The 21,317-nt window shown below is 62.9% G+C and carries 18 protein-coding genes; 9 read left to right on the top strand and 9 right to left on the bottom strand.

Annotated elements, in window-relative coordinates; translation table 11 throughout:
* Positions 1–57: 57 nt before the first annotated feature.
* A complete protein-coding gene (locus VHD36_20845; GenBank protein ID HVU89791.1) occupies positions 58–1,407 on the bottom strand; it encodes a BBP7 family outer membrane beta-barrel protein in 1,350 nt (449 codons plus the stop codon).
* A gap of 349 nt (positions 1,408–1,756) precedes the next feature.
* Here VHD36_20845 and VHD36_20840 point away from each other — a divergent pair, with 349 nt between their 5' ends.
* From VHD36_20840 to VHD36_20830, 3 genes are all read left to right on the top strand, one after another.
* Positions 1,757–2,815, top strand: a complete 1,059-nt coding sequence (locus VHD36_20840; protein ID HVU89790.1) for a transaldolase family protein — start codon at positions 1,757–1,759, stop codon at positions 2,813–2,815.
* Positions 2,816–3,104: 289 nt separating this feature from the next.
* Positions 3,105–4,745 (top strand): response regulator, encoded by a 1,641-nt coding sequence (locus tag VHD36_20835; GenBank protein ID HVU89789.1) that lies wholly within the window; start codon positions 3,105–3,107, stop codon positions 4,743–4,745.
* A gap of 55 nt (positions 4,746–4,800) precedes the next feature.
* A complete protein-coding gene (locus tag VHD36_20830) occupies positions 4,801–6,075 on the top strand; it encodes a metallophosphoesterase (GenBank protein HVU89788.1) in 1,275 nt (424 codons plus the stop codon).
* Positions 6,076–6,143: 68 nt separating this feature from the next.
* Here the strand turns inward: VHD36_20830 and VHD36_20825 are convergent, their stop codons facing one another.
* The 8 genes from VHD36_20825 to aroF all read right to left on the bottom strand — a co-directional run bounded on the left by VHD36_20825 (position 6,144) and on the right by aroF (position 11,667).
* Positions 6,144–6,782, bottom strand: a complete 639-nt coding sequence (locus VHD36_20825; GenBank protein HVU89787.1) for a phosphopantothenoylcysteine decarboxylase — start codon at positions 6,780–6,782, stop codon at positions 6,144–6,146.
* A 19-nt stretch (positions 6,783–6,801) separates the two neighbouring features.
* On the bottom strand, positions 6,802–7,356 hold the full coding sequence (locus VHD36_20820; protein ID HVU89786.1) for a flavoprotein: 555 nt from the start codon (positions 7,354–7,356) through the stop codon (positions 6,802–6,804).
* The gene (locus tag VHD36_20815) at positions 7,353–7,616 is read right to left on the bottom strand and encodes a DNA-directed RNA polymerase subunit omega (GenBank protein ID HVU89785.1); all 264 of its coding nucleotides are present in this window, start codon (positions 7,614–7,616) and stop codon (positions 7,353–7,355) included. Before VHD36_20815 ends, VHD36_20820 begins: the two co-directional genes overlap by 4 nt.
* Positions 7,613–8,212: a guanylate kinase gene (gmk, locus tag VHD36_20810; protein ID HVU89784.1), complete on the bottom strand. Its 600-nt coding sequence runs from the start codon at positions 8,210–8,212 to the stop codon at positions 7,613–7,615. The genes VHD36_20815 and gmk overlap by 4 nt, the downstream gene beginning before the upstream one ends.
* A gap of 33 nt (positions 8,213–8,245) precedes the next feature.
* Positions 8,246–9,118 carry a YicC/YloC family endoribonuclease gene (locus tag VHD36_20805; protein ID HVU89783.1) on the bottom strand — a complete coding sequence of 291 codons (873 nt, stop codon included), beginning with the start codon at positions 9,116–9,118 and terminating at the stop codon, positions 8,246–8,248.
* Positions 9,119–9,241: 123 nt separating this feature from the next.
* Positions 9,242–9,739, bottom strand: coding sequence for a preprotein translocase subunit SecG (gene secG / locus VHD36_20800; GenBank protein ID HVU89782.1), 498 nt, complete (start codon positions 9,737–9,739; stop codon positions 9,242–9,244).
* 138 nt (positions 9,740–9,877) lie between these two features.
* Positions 9,878–10,633: a triose-phosphate isomerase gene (gene tpiA, locus VHD36_20795; protein HVU89781.1), complete on the bottom strand. Its 756-nt coding sequence runs from the start codon at positions 10,631–10,633 to the stop codon at positions 9,878–9,880.
* Positions 10,630–11,667, bottom strand: coding sequence for a 3-deoxy-7-phosphoheptulonate synthase (gene aroF, locus VHD36_20790; protein ID HVU89780.1), 1,038 nt, complete (start codon positions 11,665–11,667; stop codon positions 10,630–10,632). The genes tpiA and aroF overlap by 4 nt, the downstream gene beginning before the upstream one ends.
* A 688-nt stretch (positions 11,668–12,355) precedes the next feature.
* Between aroF and VHD36_20785 the strand changes: the two genes are divergently transcribed.
* The 6 genes from VHD36_20785 (at position 12,356) to tkt (ending at position 21,275) form a co-directional block, all read left to right on the top strand.
* Positions 12,356–13,252: a MoxR family ATPase gene (locus VHD36_20785; protein ID HVU89779.1), complete on the top strand. Its 897-nt coding sequence runs from the start codon at positions 12,356–12,358 to the stop codon at positions 13,250–13,252.
* Positions 13,253–13,330: 78 nt separating this feature from the next.
* Entirely contained in the window at positions 13,331–14,512 is a 1,182-nt protein-coding gene (locus VHD36_20780) for a DUF58 domain-containing protein (protein HVU89778.1), read from the top strand.
* Positions 14,513–14,543: 31 nt separating this feature from the next.
* Positions 14,544–16,916 (top strand): DUF3488 and transglutaminase-like domain-containing protein, encoded by a 2,373-nt coding sequence (locus VHD36_20775; GenBank protein ID HVU89777.1) that lies wholly within the window; start codon positions 14,544–14,546, stop codon positions 16,914–16,916.
* A complete protein-coding gene (locus VHD36_20770; protein HVU89776.1) occupies positions 16,913–17,941 on the top strand; it encodes a DUF933 domain-containing protein in 1,029 nt (342 codons plus the stop codon). The genes VHD36_20775 and VHD36_20770 overlap by 4 nt, the downstream gene beginning before the upstream one ends.
* Before the next feature lie 300 nt (positions 17,942–18,241).
* A complete protein-coding gene (locus tag VHD36_20765) occupies positions 18,242–18,877 on the top strand; it encodes an aquaporin (protein ID HVU89775.1) in 636 nt (211 codons plus the stop codon).
* Between the two features lie 337 nt (positions 18,878–19,214).
* Positions 19,215–21,275 (top strand): transketolase, encoded by a 2,061-nt coding sequence (gene tkt / locus VHD36_20760; GenBank protein HVU89774.1) that lies wholly within the window; start codon positions 19,215–19,217, stop codon positions 21,273–21,275.
* Positions 21,276–21,317: the final 42 nt, after the last annotated feature.

The raw sequence follows: 21,317 nt of genomic DNA, 5'->3' as shown, positions 1-21,317 counted from the left end.
GTTTGCTCGTGGGCCGACCCCGCGTACCAGCAAACCCCGCGTACCAGCAAACCCCGCCTACCAGCAAATATCGAAGCCCAGGTTCACGCCTTGCAGCAGCATGTGGCCGTTCTTGCGTACCACCGGGGCGATGTTGGTGGTGTACTGCAACTGTTCCGCGGCATTGGCGATGCCGCCGACCCATATCAGGTCGTACCCAGCACGGAAGTGGATCCGCTCGGTGAGGCGGGTCGTGCCGAAAAAGCCCAAGTCGCCAATGAACGCCGTCGTGGGCACCTGTCCCTGACCGCTTCCCGACGAATTGCCAGCCACGGGATCGTTGATTTCGACGTCAGACCATTGACGGGCCAGATTCCCGTACACGCCGGCTTTCGCGCGCATGCCTAACTGCCAGATGTTTTGGTTCATGACGAGGTCGCCGCCGATCTGGGCACCGGCCAGAAGGTTGGTCGTCTTGACGTTGTAAACGCCGGTGAACGTGGTTCCGTTCGTATTTGTGCCCGTGCTGAACCAATTAAAGTGATCGTTGAGGTTGAACATGCGAAAGCCGAACAGGAATGACGGCACGAGCGTTGGCGTCGCGACCTGCATCCACGTGCCATCGGGAAGCTGCGTAATGCGGTCGGGGCGCGGCAGCTTGGCGATGCGGTAGTTGAGCTCCCAGTTGCTGAAACTGGAAGAATCAGCCATGGTCATCATCGTCGCGTTGTTGAAACCGCCGACGGCAAACGGAAATAGCGAAAAGAGGTTGGCAGCCCTGATAAAATTCGGCCCAGTGATTTGTCCCGAGCCAATCGCCACGCCGCTGGTGGACCAGGTATTCAGCCCGATGAACGTGAATTCAACCGAGTGTTGCCGGTGCAGGATGTCTTCGAACAGATTGCGCCCTAGCGTGGCTCGCATGCCCGGCGTGAAATGAAAGTCCACACCGCTCGTGCCCATCACCAACGGTCTGGTGATTATGGAGGTAGTGCTCGAGAATATTTCTTCGAGATTCTGTGCAACCGGTAGCGCTGTTCCCTGGTGCGTGGGCGCCGATCGCTGCATCATCGTGAACGCGACGTTCGAGTACCACATCGGGCCGCAGTTCTTGAAAGTGCCGTCGGGAAACAGCGACTCGTTCTCTTCATAGGGGCCCGCGCCCGGGAATAAGCACGAGTTGTCGTCGAATTGCTCGCCGAACTCGCCGACCAGCGGCCCGTCGTCTTCGTCGTAATAAGCCTCTGGGCCATCGGCCGGTTCTTCCATGACGCCAGGCTCGATGACCTCCTCTTCGACCGGCTGCACGTAGCCTTGCCGGCGCAACGCCATGGCGTAATCCGTGCTTTGCGCGGAACCGCACACGGCCAGCGGCGGCGCCAGGGCCAACGCGACGGCGATCGCAAGCTTTGACAGCACTCGCGGCACGAACGAGCTCCTAAGCGTTGTCGCGCATTACGCGGAGACGCGTAGAGTCAGGGAACTGGCAAACACTGCGAGCCCGTAGGCCCGAGTGTCCCATTCCTAATCGGCCGGTTGAGCCCCGCAAAACAGGAATAACCGTTAAATTCCTCGAAATCGATCGAAGCCGATGTATCCACCCCAGTCGCTGTAATCGGAATTTCATCCCATGCGTCCGCTTCAATGGCACCGACTTTCCGATTGTGTTATTCTCAGGCCGGACGCAGGCTTCCGGGCGACGAAATCGCCGAAATGCCGATTCTTTTTGCGACACAAAGCAATAATTCAAAACACTTTGCAAAGTTGTCGAGGTGCCATGATGACGTCCCCCCTCAGGTCCCTCATTGCCAGTGGAACGAAGCTGTGGCTCGATTCCATCGATCCCGATTTGGTCGCCGAGAACTTCGCCCTGGGCGCCAGCGGTGCTACCTCGAACCCGATCATCGTGTCGGGACTGCTCGAAACCGGGCGCTTTGATAGCAGCCTGGAGGAGTTGCTGCAGAAGGGGCTCTCGGACGAGGAAATCGCCTGGCAGATGACCGATCAGTTGGTCCGCGGCGCTCAGCAGGTCTTTCTACCGGTTTGGGAGAAAACCGGCGGCAACGACGGGTACGTCAGCTTCGAGCTCGACCCCCTGCTGGAGGACGTGCGGCAAACCATGTCGCAGGAAGAGCGCAGCAAGCACTACATCCAGTTGGGAAAGAAATGGGCGGCCGGGCACAAGAACCGCATGATCAAGGTGCCGGCAACGCCCGCGGGGCTGGGGGCTCTCGAAGAACTCGTCGCGGCGGGTGTAACAGTGAACGTCACCCTGATCTTCAGCATGCGACAGTACATCGCCGCCCGCGACGCCGTGTGGCGCGGCGCCCGACGCCGCAGCGGTTTAAGTCACTTCAAGAGCGTTTACAGCATCTTTGTGTCGCGGTTGGACGTTTACACCGAAAAGGCCGTCCCCAGCCTCTCGCCCGCGGCGCAGGGCATGGTGGGTATCGTCAACGCCAAGCGGATCTGGGCCACGAATGTCGAGTTCTGGAAGCAGAACAAGACGCCGCTTTCCCAGGAAATGATCTTTGCCAGCACCGGCACGAAAAAGAAGGAAGATCCTCCCTGGAAGTACGTCGAGGCGTTCGCCGGCAGCGACATCGAGACCAATCCTCCGGCCACGAACGAAGCGGTGGAAAAAAGCGGCCGAACGATCACGCGCCACGTCGATGAATTGCCCCCCCAGGCCGTGCTCGACGAGATTGACGCCAAGGTCGATATCAAGCACCTGGAAGAGACGTTGATGGAGGAAGGGCTGAAGAAATTCGCCGATCCGCAGCACGCCTTGTTGCAGATGATTGCCAAGAAACGCGGCGCGCTTGCCCCTCATTAGGACTGTCCGGACATGACGGTGGCGCAGCAAGTGTCAGTCCTGTCGTGGGCGAAAACCAGGAAAGCTGAACCGATAGCGTGGAGGGCTGATTCAAGCGGCGGCGCGCGTCCGATGGAACCTGAAGGACGCACGTGCTCCGGTTGTTTGTCGCAACGGGCGACCCTATAATCAATTACGGATTATTCAGATCTGCCGGGAGTTAGGGCCTTTGACGGAAAGACCCAGAATCCTGCTGCTAGGGGACGCGGGCGAGGACACGGCCCCATTATTGGCACGCCTCGGGAGCACGGTGGAAACCGTTGCCGTCCAGAACCCGATTCGCGCTTTTGCCCGGCTGGCACGCGAAAAATTCGACGGCGTCTTCGTCGCCTCGCCCCATCTGGGCGAAGCGCTCGAACTCGGCAAGCTCCTGCAGAACGAACGCATCCTGGAACAGATGCCCGACGGCGTCGTCCTCTTGGATGGTGACAATACCGTCATCTGGGGCAACGGTCGTCTGCGCGACTGGACCGGCAGGGAATCGATCGTCGGTCTGAACTTCTACGCCGTGCTGGGCAGTCCCGAAATTCTCGGGCCCGACTTTTGTCCGTTCCACACGGCGCTCGCCACCGGCGCGCGTAGCTGTTCCACGCTGCGGTCGAACGACAATCATTATTTCCGCGTACACGCCATGCCGGTTTGCGACGCGGATGGCCCGGCGCAGAATTTGATCGTCACGATTCGTGACGTCACGAGCGAGGTTCTGCAGCAGCAAAAACTGGCCGCGATTCATCAGGCCGGCGTCGAACTGGCCGACCTGTCGCCCGATGAACTTTCGCACATGTCGATCGAAGAGCGCATCGAGCTCTTGAAGTCGAACATTCTGCATTTCACGCAGGACCTGTTGAATTTCGACGTCGTCGAGATTCGCCTCCTGGATAGCGCCACTGGCAAGCTCGAACCGCTGTTGGCGGCCGGCATGGTGCCCGAGGCCATGGATCGCTCGCTGTACGCACAATTGCAGAACAACGGCGTGACCGGCTTCGTCGCTGCGACCGGCAAGAGCTATCTGTGCGAGGACACCACCGAAGATCCCTTGTATCTCGAAGGGTGTAAGGGAGCCAAAAGCTCGCTGACCGTCCCGTTGATCCTGCACGATGAGGTCATCGGCACTTTCAATGTCGAAAGCCCTGAGCCGCGGGCGTTCACCGAAAGTGACATGCAGTTCCTGGAGATTTTCACGCGCGACGTGGCCGTGGCGCTCAATACGCTGGAACTGCTCGTCGCCGAAAAGGCGACCACCGTCGTCGAAAACATCGAAGCCGTGCATCGCGCCGTGGCTATGCCGGTCGACGACATTCTCAATGACGCCGTGAACTTGATGGAGCGCTACATCGGTCACGACCCGGATGTCGCCGAGCGGTTGCAAAGCATCCTCCGCAATGCCCGCGACATCAAGCAAGTCATTCAGAAAGTGGGCCAGAAGATGGCCCCCAGCCAGGCCCATCCGCAGCCGATGCAGAATCAATTGCGGCCGCAGCTGCGCGGTCTGCAAGTGCTGGTCGTCGACGCTGACGAGAACGTGCGCATCGCCGCGCACGACTTGCTCGAGCGCTACGGCTGCATTGTTGAAACCGCGCACGACGCTAGCGAAGCGGTGTGCATGGTGCGCAACCTGGCGCCGGGCACCGCCTACGATTGCATCATCGCCGACATTCGCCTGCCCGACATGAACGGCTACGAGTTGATGCTCAAGCTGCAGGGCATCCTCGACGCGGTGCCCATGGTGCTGATGACCGGTTTCGGATACGACCCCGGCCATTCCATCGTCAAGGCGCGGCAGGCGGGCCTGCAGGCCGACGCCGTGCTGTACAAGCCGTTTCGTTTGGACGCCCTGCTTGACACTGTAGAAAAAGTGTCCAATTCTTCTCGCATGGTGCGCCAAGGCTAATCATTCGTCGGCATGGAACAATCGTTCCATAGCGTCACGTTGTAAGGACATCTGGATGGAGCCGCTCCCTGCCTCCCTGCTGCTGGTGCTCGCCCTGGTGGGCAATGCGGCGCTGTGGATCACGTTTCTCAACCGCTCGCACGGCCTGGGCATCTGGCGACCGCTCGTACACGGTTGTTCGCTCGTGGCGCTAATCGGATTCGTTGGTGGACCGTTGGTGGTGGCGCTCGCGGCTTTGACGGCTTCGCCTGCGCTCGCCGCCCGGTTGCCGATCGAAATGCCCGGCTGGGTGGAGTCTCTTTCCAATTCATCCCTGGCCACAGTGGCCGAGTTTTACGCGGCGCTGTGCGTCCTGGTGGCGCTCGTGCCGATGCCGTGGTGGCTTCTGTCCGGATGGTTCCGGCGCGACCCGGCGCACCAGACGACACTCCGCGTCCGCTGCATCGACTTCGCGCAAAATCTCTCCGGCAAGCAATTGCTGCACGGCGCAGGCCGCTACGGCGCGCTGGTACCGGGAAACGAAGTGTTCCAGGTAGAAATCGCCGAGCGAACGCTGGCACTGCCGCAATTGCCGGAACGGCTCGAAGGGCTGTCGATCGCGCATCTCTCCGATATGCACATGAGCGGGCGGATTTCAGTCGACTTCTTTCACGAGATGGTCGATCTCACCAACGCCCTGGCCCCCGACCTGGTGGCGATTACCGGCGACATTGTCGATTCCGAAGAGTGCCTCGAGTGGATTGTGCCGACGCTCGGTCGGCTGAACGCTCCGCTGGGGGTGTACGGGATCGCAGGCAATCACGACGTGTGGGTCGATGTGCCGGCGCTACGAAAGAAAATGGCCGAGGCGGGCATCACGAACCTGGGCGGCCATTCGAAGCGCCTGGAGATTGCCGGCGAAAATGTTTTGCTCACGGGCAACGAACTCCCCTGGATTGTGCCGGAACATGACGCCGACGCCGAGGAGCAGCAGGCGGGCGCCTCGTGCTCGCTGCGGATTCTGCTTTCTCACGCGCCCGATCAAATCAATTGGGCCCGCCGCCGCCGCTACGACCTGATGCTGGCCGGCCACACCCACGGCGGGCAGATTCGGTTTCCTATCATCGGAGCACTCTTGGCGCCCAGCATCTACGGCACCCGGTATGCCGGCGGGTTGTATTACAAATCTCCCACGCTCATGCACGTCAGCCGCGGCGTGTCAGGGCTATTTCCGGTGCGCTACAACTGCCGGCCCGAGATCACGCTGCTGCGGCTTGTCGGCACAGCGGCTACGCAGACGAGGGACGACGCCGCTCCCGATGCGGAAGAGGCCCTGGCGTCAGGCTCGTAGACGACGTTTCAAACGTCGCTACCCTGCGCGGCACTGGTGGACGAGCCACCAGTGGCACCCAAAAGGTTCTACCCTTTCCAGCCAGCGATCAGCCGCTCCTGGATCACGCGGAAGATGCCGTCGGCGACTTCTTCCTTCGTGCCCGATAGCGCCTGCACGACGGCGCCACTTGGATCGATCAATTCGACCTGCGTATCGAGCGAATGCATCGCCTCGGGACCGTTCGAGACCATCAGGTCGCAATGCTTCTTTTCCAGTTTTGCCAGTGCTCGCAGGCGGTGGTCGTCGGTCTCCAGGGCAAAGCCTACGAGCCACTGATGCGTTTTGGCCGCACCCAGCGTCGCGACCACATCAGGCGTTTCGATCAGGTGCAGCACGAGGGGCTCGCCAGTCTTGTTGATCTTGCCCGGCGCGACTTTCACCGGCCGGTAGTCGCACGGGGCGGCGACGCCGATCAACCCGTCACACTCGTCGAACACGGCCTGGCACTGCGCGAGCATGTCTTCGGTCGACACGACGGGAATGACCTTCACGCCGGCAGGATATTCGACATCCACCGGCCCGCTGACGATGATCACCTCGTGCCCGGCGGCCAGGGCACTCGCGGCCAGGGCACGCCCCATGCGGCCGCTCGAGGCGTTGGTCAGATAACGCACCGGGTCGAGATACTGCCGCGTCGGGCCGGAAGTAATCAGGATGCGGGCCATTGGAATCGCGCGTGCGGTTTTACTTTTTCGAAGTGCGCGCGAGCTGTTCGGCGATGGCCGCGAAGATCTTTTCCGGCGCCGACATGCGGCCCATTCCGCGCTGCCGGCAACTGAGCCAGCCTTCCTCGGGGCCGACCAGGATCACACCATCCGCGCGCAATTGCTCGACGTTCCGCTGCACGGAGGGCTTGTCCCACATTTCGCAATTCATGGCCGGCGCCAGCATGATGGGGCCCGTGAAGCTCAGCGCCAACGTGCTCAAGAGATCGTCGGCCAACCCGTGCGCGACCTTGCCCATGAAATTCGCGGTCGCGGGCGCCACGCACAGAATTTCACCACGCGTCGCTAGATCGATGTGCGCGCCGAGCGGATGTTCAGGCTCGTGAAAGACGCCGGTGTTCACCGTGCGGCCGGTCAAAGCCTCGAACGTGGCGGCGCCGATGAATTCGCGCGCCGAGGCTGAGAGCACGACGGACACGCCCGCCCCCGCCTGCACCAATTGGCTCACCAGCGCCGCGGTCTTGTAGGCCGCTACGCCGCCGGTGACGCCGACCACGATCTCGCGCCCGTTCATAGATCGCTAAGATCCAACTCCGGAGGACCGCCGCCCGCTTCGGGCTCGCCCGTGATGCGCAAGTTGGCTGACGAATCGAGATAGATCTTGTCCTGCATGATCTCCTGGATCACGATTTCGAGCTTGTCGTGCGTGTCGAGATTCACGAGCGGCCGGCTGCCGGCGTTCAGGGCGACCAGGCGCTTCTGGATGAGCGTGGAAAGCTTGAAGCGCCCGCCCACCTTGTTCACGATCCGTTCCTCGCGCAGTTCGTCAATCATTCCGAGACGTCTCCTACTTGCTGCAGGCTTGCCTGGTTCAGGATTTCGCAAATCGCGCGCGTGGCGCGATCGATTTCGTCGTTTACGACCCGGTAGCGATAGATGTCGATCGATTGGATCTCGCGGCGGGCCACTTGCAGCCGCCGCTCGAGCGCCGCGGGATTCTCAGTGCCCCGGTCACGCAGTCGCCGCTCAAGTTCATCGAGCGAGCCGGGCTCTACAAAGATCGTCAGGGCCGCCGGATAGTGCCGCAACACCTCCCGCGTCCCCTGCACGTCAATCTCCAAGACTACCCACTTGCCCGCCGCCAGGCTAGGGGTGACCTCATCCCGCAGGGTGCCGTACCAGTCGCCTTGGCCGAAGACTTCGCAAGATTCGAGAAAATCCCCCTGCTGGCGGCGACGGGCGAATTCCTCGGGGCTGAGAAAATGGTAATCGACGCCATCCTGCTCGCCCGGTCGCGGTTTGCGGGTGGTGGCCGAGACGCTTCCTACCAGGGGCAACTCGCTGTCGCGGAAAACGCGCTGCAAGAGCGTGGTCTTGCCCGCCCCCGAGGGTCCTGAAACGATCACAAGTTGGCCCGGTCTGGTCGACATCAACGAGCTAGGAGCGGTGTGAAAGGCGGTTCGTTACTCGACGTTCTGGATCATTTCCCGGATGCGCTCGATCGCGGCCTTGATCTCGATCACATGGCGCGAAATGGCGACGTCGTTGGCCTTCGAGCCGATGGTATTGGCCTCGCGGAACATTTCCTGGGTGAGGAATTCGAGCTTCCGTCCGGAACTCTCGTCGGCCTTGAGCAACAGGTCGAACTGTTCCAGGTGACTCCGCAGCCGGACCGTTTCTTCGGAAATGTCCGAACGCTCGGCGAAGATGCTGACTTCCTTAATCAGGTCCGCCGGGTCGAGCGTGACCTGGTACTGTTCCAACGTCTTCTGCAACCGATCGTTCAGCCGGGTGCGGTAGCTTTCGGCCACCAGCGGCGCCCGCGACTCGACCTGCGTCAGTTCGGCCGCGATCTGCCGGCAGTTATCCGCAAGGTCGGCGGCCATCGCCGCTCCCTCTTTCGTGCGCATGCCGGCCAGGTTGGCTAGCGCCGCTTCGAGGGTCGCTTCGATCAGCGGCCAATCCTCCGAGAGCTCGCTGCTCGAAACCGGCTGGTCGGCCACCACGCCCGGCAAGGCCAGGAGCGCGCCGTAGGGCAAGGGATCGTCCACGCGCCATTGCTGAAACAAGGCCAGCAGTTGTTGCCGGTAGGAGTCCAGCAAGGGGGCGTTGATGCCGCCGGCGTCGCCGCTGCGCGGACGCTCGACCCGGAGCGTGATCTGCACCGAGCCGCGGCGGATTTGCCGCCGCACGACCTGCTCGATGTCGGGCTCGAACGCGTTGTACGCTTCCAGGCACTTGGTCGTGAGCTTGAAGTAGCGCCCGTTGATCGTTCGGACTTCGACCCACGCGCTGCGTCCATCGAGCTTGCTGCGAGCTTCGCCGTATCCGGTCATGCTCAGTAGCACGGTCGCAGACTCCGCAGGTCAAACGGCACGGACGTAAAAACAACGATGCCAAAACGCCGCTGCTCGAGCAGCACGTAACGCCAGGCGAAGGCCCATCCTCACGCGCCGCCGCTACTGCTTCGGGGCTTCGGCGGGAGCCGTTTCGGCCGCCGGGGCCTCGGCCGGCGGACTCGCGGCGGGCGTTTCCGCAGCACCCGGCGCCGCGGGAGTTTCTGTAGCCGCAGGCGTTTCGGTAGCACCGGCCGCCGGAGTTTCCGCCGGCGCTTCGGTCGATTTGCCCGGAGTGCCCGCGTTCGGCATGCCACCGGTGGCGGGATTCTGACCGCCGGGCGTCAGGTCAATCTTCGCGGCTCCGCCCAGCTTGCTGCTGAACGTATCAGGTGTGTTGTAGTACTTGACCGACAGCACGCACAGCAGAACCCAGACCGCGGCGGCGCCGATCGTGATACGCGTGAACAGGTCGCCCGCTTTCGTGCCGAAAGCACTTTGTCCGCCCATGCCGCCGAACGCGCCGGCCAGACCGCCGCCACGTCCGCGCTGGATGAGCACCAGCAGGATCAAGAACAAGGCGACCAGAAACATCAACACCATCAGGATCCCGCCGAACATGGCAAATTCTCCTGCACGACTTGTCCGTTAAAGGCGAGCGGATGAAAACGCCGGTGCCACCGGCGCCAGGCTCTCGCCCGATACGTTCGCAATCCTTGCTAACGCGCCCCAGCGGCCTTTTGCGCGCCGCGGCGGCCTCTAGCGCGCCGCGGCGGCAATGCCCAAAAAGTCGTCCGCCTTCAGGCTGGCCCCGCCGATGAGCGCCCCGTCGATGTCCGGCTGTGCCAGCAGTTCGCCGGCATTACCCGGCTTGACGCTGCCGCCATACAAAATCCGGACCTTTTCCGCGGTCGCAGTATTGTATCGATCCGTGACGATTCTGCGAAGGTCTCGATGCACCTCCTCGGCCTGTTCGGGCGTGGCCACCTGTCCGGTGCCAATGGCCCAGACAGGCTCATAGGCAATCACCGTCTTCTCCATGTCCGCCGCAGAAAGGCCCGCTAGCGATCCGGCCATTTGCCGGGCGATCACGCCCTGGGTGTGGCCGGCTTGCCGCTCGCTCAAGAGCTCGCCCACGCAAACGACCGGGATCAAGCCGGCGGCCAGGGCCGCGACGGTCTTGGCCCGCACCTGGTCGTCGGTCTCGCCCAGGATGTGCCGGCGCTCGCTGTGCCCCAGGATGACGTACCGGCAGCCCAGGTCGACCAGCATCGAGGCGCTTGTCTCGCCGGTGAAGGCGCCGTTAGGCTCGTGATACATGTTCTGAGCCCCCCAGGCCACAGGCGTACCGCGCAGCACCGCCGCCACGGCGTCGATATAGACCGACGGGGGACACACCAATAGATCGGCCGAAGGATAATCGTTGGCCTTGGCGGCCACGGCCTGGGCCAGCGCCACGGCGCCGGCCCGATCGAGATTCATTTTCCAATTGCCCGCGATCAGCGGCCGTCTCATACGCTTGCTCCTGCCGGTTGTGAGACCGTCTTGCCCAGCAGTTCGGCCAGCTTCCGAATCTGATCGGCGATCTCGACATACTGCTCGGGCAAGAGCGCCTGCTCACCGTCGGAAAGGGCCTCTTCCGGGCAGTTGTGGACCTCGATATGGACCCCGTCGGCGCCGGCCGCGACGCCCGCCAGAGCGCAGGCGGGAATCAAGTCGGGGCGCCCCGTAGCATGGCTGGGGTCAACGATGATGGGCAGGTGCGATAGCGTTTTCGCCAGCGGAACCGCGGCCACGTCGAACAGATTGCGCGTGGCATTGTCGAAGCTCTTGATGCCGCGCTCGCAAAGCACGACGTTGGCATTTCCCTGGGCGAGGATGTATTCCGCGCTCATCAGCAGGTCTTTGACGCTGGCGCTCATGCCGCGCTTCAAGAGCACGGGCCGGCGCGTCTGGCCGACTTCGGTGAGCAGGTTGAAGTTCTGCATGTTGCGGGCACCGATCTGGAACATATCGGTGTAACGATCCACAAGTTCCACGCGGCGCGGATCCATGACCTCGGTAACGATCGGCATGCCGTATTTGTCACCGGTATCGCGGAGGATCTTCAGCCCATCTTCGCCTAGCCCCTGGAAGGCATAGGGGCTGGTGCGTGGCTTGAAGGCACCGCCGCGCAGCACATTGGCCCCGGCGGCTTTGACGGCGCCGGCGATGGCGTCCAGGCGTTCGGCGCTTTCCACCGCGCACGGTCCGGCGATCATACCCAAGTAGCCGCCGCCGAACTTGACGCCGGCCACTTCCACGACGCTGGGCGTGGGATGAGCTTCCAGGCTGGCGAGCTTGTAAGGGGGCAGGATCGGTACGACCTGGGCCACGCCAGGAATAGCCTCCAGCGGGGCGACTTGCGTTTTGGCCTCGTCGCCGATGACGCCGATAATCGTGCGATATGTGCCCCGGCTGAGATGCGCCTTCAGGCCCAGGGCCTCGACGCGCTGGACGACGTGCTCGATCTGCTGCTCGGTAACGTTGGGCTTAAGTACGATGATCACGGGATCGACCTGCCGCGAATAGGGAGGCTGCCGGCCTGTCAGCACGGCGGCCAAAAAAGGTGATCGGGCAGTATACCCTGGCGCTGGAACGCTTTGAAGCACGGCAGTTAGGCCCGCCAAAGTGATTTTTCGGTCGCGCCGCGGCGGCCGCCCGATAAAATGACCGCAGTGGCGAATCAGGGATAACGGCCGCCCCCCGCGCCGGTGTTCAACCGTTATTTCACGCGCACCAACATGAAGGAAGTCGCGCCAACCACGCGCACCGGAAAGTCCTGGCTACGTTTCCGCCTGCGGACGTTGCTAGCGCTCACGGCAGTAATTGCTATGGCGCTAACGTTTGCGGCGCGTGAGGTTCGCGAGTGGCGCCGGATTGAGCGGGCCCGCCAGCAACGGGCCCAGTTGTTGAATCTCGGGGATTATCCGGGTGATATCCCGCTGCGTACGTATCACGCGGAGTAGTCCTACTCGCCGGGTTGGCGGGACTGACGGCAGGGGGTGGACCCTCCCACTTTTCAGCGACTAACATAAAATGTCATTCGTTCGTGGCGGCCCGGACGTGGCGGTGCCCGGTGCGCTTTCCTGGAACGAGGCACGCGACGCAAAAATGCGCGTCGCTCGGAACACTCCTGGTGGACTGCCCCCTATGACGCCCGAGCTGCACAGCCTGGTCGGTGAATTAGAAGCGAACATCGGCAAAGTCGTTCTCGGCAAGCCGCGCGTCGTCCGGCTCTGCGTAGCGGCGCTCCTGTCCGGCGAGCACGTCTTGCTCGAGGACGTGCCCGGCGTCGGCAAAACCTTGGTCGGCAAGGCGCTGGCCAAGAGCATCAACGCGCGCTTCTGCCGCATTCAATTCACCCCCGACCTGCTCCCTGGCGATATCGTCGGCTCGAGCGTGTTCGACTCGAAGACGAGCGAGTTCTTTTTCAGCCAGGGGCCGATTTTTTCGAACATCGTTTTGGCCGACGAGATCAATCGCACCACGCCCCGCACGCAAAGCGCCCTGTTGGAAGCCATGAGCGACGGCCAGGTGTCGGTCGATGGCCAGACCTATCGGCTGCCACGCCCCTTCATGGTGATCGCTACGCAGAATCCGTTCGAGTTCGAAGGAACCTATCCCCTGCCCGAAAGCCAGCTCGACCGGTTCTTGTTGCAATCGAGCATCGGTTACCCCGAGCGCGAGGAAGAGTTGCAGGTGCTCACCAGCCACCGGCAGGGAGAACCGGTCGACCAGTTGACGCCCGTGCTGGATTGCCAGCAGGTGATCGCTCTGCAAGAGGCAGTGCGCCGCGTAACGATGGACGAGGCCATTCACCATTACCTGCTCGACCTGGTCGACGCCACGCGCAATAGCGACGATCTGCACGTCGGCGCCAGCACCCGCGGAGCCTTGTGCTTGTATCGGGCGAGCCAGGCGCTCGCATTGATCGAAGGACGCGATTACGTCGTGCCCGACGATATCAAGCGGTTGGCGGTGCCGGTTTTGGCGCATCGCGTGATCACCAAGGCCTATCTGCACGGCAACCAGCGCAGCGCCGTGGAAGCGATCATTCAACGCTTCGTCGACGATCTGCCCGTGCCGACGTAAAGCGAACGAGGGAATTTTCCGCAGCATCAGTCCGGCGAGCATTCGAACCTTGACTCGACGCGCGAGCCGTCGCCACTTATGCGTACTCCGCAACTGCCCAAGATCACGATCGAAGGGCTGTGTTACATCACGATGCTCGCCTTTTTGTTGGCGGGAGCATTGATCCGACAGATCAACTTGCTGTTGGCGCTATTCGCCTTGCTCGTCAGCTTGCCGCTTGTGAATCGCTGGCTGGTGTGGGCCACGCTGCGGCGTCTTAAGGTCGAGCGGCGCATCCCGCGCAGCACGGCGGCGGGCGACTTGCTGCTGGTCGAGCTCTCGGTCGTGAATCCGCAGAAGCGGCTGGCCTCGTGGGCCATTACGATCGACGACCAGATTCGCCGCATCGGCGCGCCGTCTGGCGAAGCGGCCATCTCGGCCCGCACACTGGTTCCCTATGTCGCGGCTCGCGGCGACGCCGTGCAATCGTATCGAGGTCGGATCATGCGCCGCGGGCGTTACGAGTTCGGACCAATTCACCTGTCGACACGATTTCCGTTCGGCATGATTCATGGCGAAACGACCATTGAAGAACCGCAGAGCCTGCTGGTGCTACCCCGGCTTGGCCGCCTGACCAGGCGTTGGCAGCGGTTGCAACAATCCTCGGACGTCGGCTCCAGCCACGTGCAGCGGCGACAAGGCCTGCTGGAGGGAGACTTTTACGGTCTCCGCCACTGGCGGCCCGGTGACAGCCGGCGGTGGATCCACTGGCGCACGAGCGCCCGGCGGCAAACGCCGGTCGTGCGCCAGTTCGAGCAGCAGCGCAACCAGGACCTGGCGCTGGTCTTGGAGCTGTGGCAGCCCGACGAGCCCAGCGAAACCGATCTGGCGAATGTCGAGCTGGCGGTAAGCTTCGCCGCCTCGATCGTGTCGGATCTTTGCCGTCGCGGCGGGCAAATGTTGTGGATCGCCGTGGCTGCGCGCGAAACTCATTGGAACTGTGGTCCTACGTCGCTGGCCCTGACTCGCGAAGTGATGGAATCACTGGCGACGGCCGAAGGGGCGAATTCCGATCGGTTGCCGGAAGCCCTTTCGAGGACGCTCGAGGCGGCTCGACCCGGCACGAACGCGATTCTGATCTCGACCCGGCCGGTGGACTTGAGCGATACCGAGCGTTTCCAGCGATTGTGGCGCAATCCCCGGCAGCGCGCCTGGCTGGGACGTTTGCAATCGATCAATGTCGCCCACACGAACCTCTCGGACTATTTCATCCCCGTGTAATGCACCGGCGAGGGCCGGTCATTTCCTGCACATGGAACGAATACTGCAAGTCAGCATTGCGGCGCTCGTCTCGTTGTCGACCGTGCTGTTGGGGATGGGCGAGCGGGACGTCACGCGCACGGTCGCCGCGGTGATCGTGGCGTTCGCTTCGGTCTATCTGACCGACGTCAAGGGGTGGATCAAATTGCCGGATCGCCTGGCCGACCTGGTCGGACTGTGCGCCGTCGTGGCCGCGATTTTTCAGTGGCAGCGCGACGTGTCGGACGCGGGCCTCTTGGCGCTCTTGAGCTTCGTCGTGTATGGGCAGTTCGTCTTGCAACTGAAGGAAAAAAGCATCGCCACTTATTGGTTGCTGATCGCGCTGAGCATGATGGAGACGGCCGTCTCGACGGCGCTCAATGAATCGTTGCTGTTTGGCGTCCTGCTCTTGGTGTACGTCGTCTTGGCAAGTGGCGTATTGACCGTCTTTTACCTGTATCGCGAGCAATTGCGCGTATCGGCGCGCATCACGGGGGCCGAGCCGGAGGCCTTCTTGCCTTCCCCCGCCAGCCTCGTGCCGCTACGAGTCTCGCAAGCTCCGCTGTTTACCGGCAGCGCGCAGCAGCAGCAAACCGAAGGTGCGCTGAACCTGTCGCTGGTCAGGCTGGTTGCCAACGTCAGCGTGATTGCATTCGGCCTGGCCTGTGTCGTGTTCGCTGCGGTTCCGCGCGCCGAGCACGGTAAATGGCGCGAAACGGATACCGAGCCCACCGAGCGGTTGGTCGGCTTCTCGAGCGAGGTGCAGCTGGGCGAGATGGGCGCAATCAGCGAAAGCGACGAAGACATCATGCAGGTGTATCTCGAAGACGCGGTGACACACAAGCCCTGCGAATTGGTCGACGAACCCCTGTTTCGCGGCGTGGTGCTGAGCGTATATACGAATCGCAAATGGAAGCAGGAACTTTTCTATTCGGGCAATATGATTCAAGCGCGACGGCCGCCCAAAGACGCTCCGGCAATTCTCCAACGTTTCGTCGTGCAGCCTCTCGACACCGATGTGCTGTTCTCGATCTATCCCTATTACTCGCCGGTCACTTGGGAGAACATTCTTTGGTCGCCGGCTGGTGACCAGTTGCAGCGTACCGAGCGTCGTCACGAAACGACGATCGAATACGAGCTGCTGACCACCGGCATTTTCGATCGCCGCTTGTCCACGATCGTGCAGGCCGCGGTACCGTTGGATAGAAAAACGCGCCGCCGATTGTTGACGCTGCCAGGCCCATCGGCCAGCGGCGTTGATCCCCTGGCCGGCACCAAGGCGCTGACCGAGCAGATCGTGCGCGATATTCCCGCCGACGACCACCTGGAACGTGCCCGCGTGTTGGCTAATTTCCTCCGCGATCCGACGAACTTCCGCTACTCGCTGGGCGAAGTGCGTCGCGATCCGGAACTCGATCCGGTCGAGGACTTCGTCACGCAGAACCGAGTAGGGCATTGCGAGTACTACGCCAGCGCCCTGGCGCTGATGTTGCGAGCCATCGGCATTCCCTCGCGATTGGCGGTCGGTTTCAAAGGGGGTGAGTGGTCGGAAAACCATTACCAGGTTCGTGCTCTGAATGCCCATGCCTGGGTCGAAGCCTATCTCGATCCGCAGCATCTGCCGGCGCGGCTGACGCCGGGTTTCGACCGCGAACTCGGCGGTTGGCTCATCATGGATCCCACGGGAGGCGTCGGAACGGCCCCCACGACGTACGCCAGCAATTATGTCGTCGAGGGAATCAGATCGTTCCTGGCCAACATCCACAGCGCTTGGCGGAATTACGTTCTGGGGCTCAATCATGCGCGGCAGCAAGAATCCGTTTACATCCCGACGCGCCAAGGCATCGTCGCTGCGCTCGTCAGCCTGACCGACCCGCACGCCTGGAAGAATCTGGCCCGCGCAATCGTCCGCGGGCTCAGTCCGGGTTACTGGGGCCTGACCAATGGTGGCTGGTTTAGCTGGCGCGGGGCGGTCGCCGCGATCGTCATCATGCTCGTGCTCCTGGTCGTCAACTACCTCATCCGCTTCGTGGTCAACCGCTATCGACGGTGGTCCGACGGGGGCTCGTCCGAGGATTACCACGGCAGCGCGGACGTCGCCTTCTATCGACGTTTCGAAATGCTCCTGGCCCAGCGGCAGTTGCGCCGTGCCCCCAGCCAGACGCAGCGTGAATTTGCGCTGGCCGTTGGCGGCCAATTGGCCGAATCGTCGCGCACCAATTTTGCCGCGCCGCTGGCGCGACAGGTCGTCGAGCTGTTTTATCGCGTGCGCTTCGGCCGCCGGACCCTGGACAGTCAAGAAGCCACTGCGGTAGAACAGGCCCTTTCCGAATTGGCCGACGCACTGGCGCTGGCCGGCGAACGTCGCACGCAGGATCGCACATGAAGATCGGCTTGATCGGCTACCAGGGCTCGGGCAAAAGCACTTTATTCGAATGGCTGACCGGCGTCGCGCCCGACCCGGCCAAGAGCCACACCGGCCAAAGCGCCATGGCGCCCGTGCCGGAGCCGCGCGTCACGGCCCTGTGCGGCGTCTACCATCCCAAGAAAATCACCTACGCAGCGCTCGAGATCGTCGACACGCCGGGGTTGAGCCGAACGCACGAGGGGAACCCGGCGCGCCTGGGACTGCTGCGCGATTGCGGTTGCCTGATCATGGTCGTAGCCGCTTTCGATCGCGGAGCGCCGGAAGGAGACCTGGGCCGATTTCAAGAGGACCTGCTGCTGGCCGATATGGAAATCGTCTCGGGGCGCGTCGACCGGTTGAAGGAAAGTGTCAAGAAGCCGCGTCCCAATCGCGAGCAGGAGATGGCCGAGCTTGCCGCGCTCGAGGAAGTGTTGGCTGCCATGGAAGCCGGCCAGCCGCTGGCCGAATCGGCCATGACCGAACCACAACTCAAGGCTACGCGCAGCTTTCGCCTGCTGACGGAAAAGCCGGCGCTTGTGGTTTTGAACGTGGCCGATGACGAGGCCGACCCGGCAGCGCGGGCCAAGGCCGCGGGGGGCGATCGACCGGTGCTCGGCGTGCGCGTCGGCCTGGAACGCGAACTGGCGCGCATGTCGCCCGAGGAGCGCGCCGAATTCGAACGAGACCTGGGCCTCTCGGGCACGGATCGCGATGCGGTCCTGCGAGCCATCCTGGAAGTCTCGGGCCAGATGTTGTATTTCACCGCCGGCGAGAAAGAGGTCCGTACGTGGATGATGCGCAAAGGAGGCACGGCGCTCGAAGCGGCCGATAACATCCACAGTGACCTGGCCCGCGGGTTCATCCGCGCCGAAGTCATGACCTGCCACGACCTGGTCCGCCTGGGGAGCGAACGCGACGTGAAGGCCCAGAACCTGGTGCGCCAGGAGCCCAAGGATTACGTCGTGCAAGACGACGATATTCTGAACATTCGTTTCAGCGTTTAAGGCGCTGCCGGCCTCGAGCTGCGCTGCCAGGGACGGCTATCCGTTCGTCGTGATTCTCCGGCAATGGCCCTGTTTTCGCACCGGAGGCAATCCGCAATAAATGGCTTGTCAACGACGCGGGCTCGGATAGACTTTCGCTTACCTGTCGTTCACTTTCGGCTATGCGTCGGCCGATCTTTTCTTTCTGATTGAGTCTGTTTCCATGTCGCTCGAACGATGCGCCGCAGGGCGGCCATGCGAAGCTCGCCGAACGCGGCGAAGCGTGCGACCGACACAACTCATTCACAGGAGCCTTTCGTCATGAATAAGCTGGCCACGGAATTCATCGGCACGTTCTTTCTCGTCCTGACCGTTGGCTGCGCGGTTTTAGCTCCTGAGAACAGCGGGGTCATTCCGCCCCTGGCCATCGGCTCGGCACTGATGGTGATGATCTTTGCCGGCGGGCATATTTCCGGTGGGCATTATAATCCAGCGGTCACGCTCGGCGCGCTACTGCGCGGGCGGACGACGTTGCCCGAGGCGGTCGGATATTGGATCGTGCAGTTCCTCGGCGCCGTGGCCGCCGCCGCGGCCGTCATTTCCCTGCGTGCCGAAAGGGTGGCGGCGGTTCCCTACGCCCCGATCGAGACGTATCCGGCTTTCCTGGCTGAGTTTCTATTCACCTTCGCGCTGGTGTACGTCGTGCTCAACGTGGCGACGTCGAAGGATACGGCTGGCAATTCGTTCTATGGCTTGGCCATCGGCTTTACGGTGTTGACCGGCGCCTTCGCCGTTGGGGATATCTCGCGCGGCGCTTTCAACCCGGCCGTGGCGGTTGGCCTGTGGCGCTTGGGCATCGCCTCGGCGGCCGATCTGGGCTTGTACTTCCTGGCTGACCTGGCCGGCGGCGTTGTGGCGGCCATCGTCTTCCGCGTGTTGAATCCCAACGATCCGTGAGCCGAGCTGCGCGAGAGCTGGCTAGCGCAACCTGCGCATTGTGTCTCACTTGCGCCGCGCATGACTAGCGGTACGCGTCAGTTCGCGGACGCGTCATGTCGCCGACAAAATGGCGGTAGCCGCGCGATGCAACCGCCGGTCGATCGATTGACGCCTTGTCGGCGGCCCCCTAGACTCACCACGGCCGCATGACGCGCCCGCCAAGGCCGGCCAACGCACGGGCCCGCTTATGGCGGAGCCCGGCGGTATGTTTCGTCACGGACGACTCACGGTGGCGCGCTTTTCCAACCGTGCGCCACGCACGGACCGCCTCCCCGCCAACAATCAACGAATCATCATGGCTACCACCACTACGAGCATCGAACAGCTCTCGATCAATACCATCCGCACGTTGGCCATGGACGCCGTTCAGGCGGCGAACTCCGGCCATCCCGGCACCCCCATGGCCCTGGCGCCGGTGGCTTACGCCTTGTGGAACCGTATCCTCCGCTACGATCCCGAGCACCCGCTGTGGCCCGGTCGCGACCGGTACATCCTTAGCTGTGGACACGCCTCGATGCTTCTCTACGCCACGCTGCACCTGGCGGGCGTCAAGCGCGTCGACGACCATGGCCAGCCGACCAAGGAATTGGCCGTGCCGCTCGATCAGATCAAATTATTCCGCCAATTGCACAGCCTCTGCCCAGGGCATCCCGAGCATGGCTGGACGACGGGCGTCGAAACGACAACCGGCCCGCTGGGACAAGGTATCGCCAACAGCGTCGGCTTTGCCGTGGCGCAGCGCTGGCTGGCCGGCCACTTCAACAAGCCTGGCTTCGATCTGTTCGACTATCACATCTTCGTCCAGTGCAGCGACGGCGACCTGATGGAAGGCATCAGCTCGGAAGCCGCTTCGATCGCGGGCCACTTGAAGCTGTCGAACCTGTGCTGGATCTACGACGACAACCAGATCACGATCGAAGGACACACGTCCCTGGCCTTTAGCGAGGATGTTGGCCGCCGCTTCGAAGGTTACGGTTGGACCGTACTGCACCTGGCGGACGCGAACGATCTCGACGCGTTGACCGCGGCCCTGGAAAAGGCCAAGGCCAACACCGATACGCCGACCTTGATTATCGTTCGCAGCCACATTGGCTACGGCGCGCCGCACAAGCAGGATACGCATTCGGCCCACGGCAGTCCCTTGGGCGAGGATGAAATTCGGCTGACGAAGGAATTCTACGGCTGGCCGGCCGACGCCAAGTTCCTCGTCCCTGACGAAGTCCGCGCCGACTTCGCGGCGCAGGTCGGCAAGCGCGGTAAGGAACTGTTCGCCGACTGGCAGCGGCGCTTCGACGAGTACGCCAAGAAGTATCCCGAGCTGGCCGCGGAGTGGCGGCAGATGGAAGCGCGCGAGTTGCCTGCCGGTTGGGAGCAAGGACTGCCGACCTTCCCGGCCGACGCCAAGGGGCTGGCTACGCGCGTCTCGGGGGGCAAGGTCCTCAACGGCCTGGCCGCCAAGATTCCCTGGTTGATGGGAGGCGCGGCCGACCTGGCCCCCTCGACGATGACGCTCCTGGAATTCGATGGCGCCGGCGTGTTTTCCGAGAATTCGACCGGGCGCAACATGCACTTCGGCATTCGCGAGCACGGTATGGCCTCGGCCGCCAACGGCATGGCGCTGTCGAACCTGCGCCCCTACGTGTCGACGTTCCTGGTGTTCAGCGATTACCTGCGGCCGACCTTGCGACTGGCCGCGATCATGGGCTTGCCGGTCATTCACGTCTACACGCACGACTCGATCGGCGTCGGCGAAGACGGTCCCACGCACCAGCCGGTCGAGCATTACGCCGCGCTGCGGGCCATCCCGCGTCTGCTTGTGTTCCGCCCGGGCGATGCTAACGAAGTGAGCGAAACGTACCGCGCCGTGCTCAAGGAAACGCAACGGCCCTCGTTGCTGTGCCTGACGCGGCAGAATCTGCCGACGCTCGATCGCACGAAATACGCTCCTGCGTCGGGCGTGGCGCGCGGCGGATACATTCTGGCCGACGCGCCGGGCGGAAAGCCCGACGTTTTGCTTTTGGCCACCGGCAGCGAATTGAGTCTCGCCGTGGCGGCACACGAGAAGCTTTCCGCCGGGGGCGTGAAATCGCGCGTGGTCAGCCTTCCCTGCTTCGAACTCTTCGACGAGCAGCCGCAGGAGTATCGCGACAGCGTACTGCCGCCGTCGGTCACGGCCCGCGTGGCGGTCGAGGCGGGCGTGGAATTTGGCTGGGAACGCTACCTGGGCTTCGCCGGCCGGTTCGTCGGCATGCACGGCTTTGGCGCGAGCGCCCCCGCCGGACAACTATTCAAGGAATTCGGCATCACGGCCGATCACGTCGTGGCCGAGGCGCAAGCCCTGCTGGGCCGCAAGTAGCACCGTCTCAGCGCATCGAGCTGCGCGCCGGTCCGCGAAGTC

It is taken from the genome of Pirellulales bacterium (assembly GCA_035546535.1).
Taxonomy (GTDB): Bacteria; Planctomycetota; Planctomycetia; order Pirellulales; family JACPPG01; genus JACPPG01.
This window is presented reverse-complemented; position numbering and strand designations above follow the sequence as displayed.

What these genes read in the sequence shown, in the direction of transcription:
- VHD36_20840 (HVU89790.1), top strand. Translation starts at nt 1,757, where the DNA reads ATGATGACGTCCCCCCTCAGGTCCCTCATTGCCAGTGGAACGAAGCTG.
- VHD36_20830 (HVU89788.1), top strand. Translation starts at nt 4,801, where the DNA reads ATGGAGCCGCTCCCTGCCTCCCTGCTGCTGGTGCTCGCCCTGGTGGGC.
- VHD36_20825 (HVU89787.1), bottom strand. Translation starts at nt 6,782, where the DNA reads ATGGCCCGCATCCTGATTACTTCCGGCCCGACGCGGCAGTATCTCGAC.
- VHD36_20820 (HVU89786.1), bottom strand. Translation starts at nt 7,356, where the DNA reads ATGAACGGGCGCGAGATCGTGGTCGGCGTCACCGGCGGCGTAGCGGCC.
- VHD36_20815 (HVU89785.1), bottom strand. Translation starts at nt 7,616, where the DNA reads ATGATTGACGAACTGCGCGAGGAACGGATCGTGAACAAGGTGGGCGGG.
- gmk (HVU89784.1), bottom strand. Translation starts at nt 8,212, where the DNA reads ATGTCGACCAGACCGGGCCAACTTGTGATCGTTTCAGGACCCTCGGGG.
- VHD36_20805 (HVU89783.1), bottom strand. Translation starts at nt 9,118, where the DNA reads ATGACCGGATACGGCGAAGCTCGCAGCAAGCTCGATGGACGCAGCGCG.
- secG (HVU89782.1), bottom strand. Translation starts at nt 9,739, where the DNA reads ATGTTCGGCGGGATCCTGATGGTGTTGATGTTTCTGGTCGCCTTGTTC.
- tpiA (HVU89781.1), bottom strand. Translation starts at nt 10,633, where the DNA reads ATGAGACGGCCGCTGATCGCGGGCAATTGGAAAATGAATCTCGATCGG.
- VHD36_20780 (HVU89778.1), top strand. Translation starts at nt 13,331, where the DNA reads ATGCGTACTCCGCAACTGCCCAAGATCACGATCGAAGGGCTGTGTTAC.
- VHD36_20775 (HVU89777.1), top strand. Translation starts at nt 14,544, where the DNA reads ATGGAACGAATACTGCAAGTCAGCATTGCGGCGCTCGTCTCGTTGTCG.
- VHD36_20770 (HVU89776.1), top strand. Translation starts at nt 16,913, where the DNA reads ATGAAGATCGGCTTGATCGGCTACCAGGGCTCGGGCAAAAGCACTTTA.
- VHD36_20765 (HVU89775.1), top strand. Translation starts at nt 18,242, where the DNA reads ATGAATAAGCTGGCCACGGAATTCATCGGCACGTTCTTTCTCGTCCTG.
- tkt (HVU89774.1), top strand. Translation starts at nt 19,215, where the DNA reads ATGGCTACCACCACTACGAGCATCGAACAGCTCTCGATCAATACCATC.